Annotated in this window: 1 protein-coding gene; it reads left to right on the top strand. The window is 61.5% G+C overall.

Annotation, left to right across the window (positions count from 1 at the left end):
• On the top strand, positions 1-231 hold a 231-nt coding region (locus tag SB765_RS34310), incomplete at both ends, for a tyrosine-type recombinase/integrase (protein WP_410933114.1).

Genomic DNA, 231 nt, shown 5'->3' with positions numbered 1-231 from the left:
CGGGTCAAGGCGGCCGGAGAGCGAGAATTGGGGCAGAACCTGCACCCACACATGCTGCGCCACTCCTTTGCCAGCCATCTGCTCGAATCCTCCCAGGACCTGCGTGCGGTACAGGAGCTGCTCGGCCACTCCGATATCAAGACTACGCAGATCTACACCCACCTCGATTTCCAACACCTGGCAACGGTATACGACAGCGCCCATCCTCGGGCCAAACGCATCAAGGGCGGC

The sequence above is a fragment of the Pseudomonas sp. SIMBA_067 genome (assembly GCF_046534675.1).
Lineage (GTDB): Bacteria > Pseudomonadota > Gammaproteobacteria > Pseudomonadales > Pseudomonadaceae > Aquipseudomonas > Aquipseudomonas putida.
This window is presented reverse-complemented; position numbering and strand designations above follow the sequence as displayed.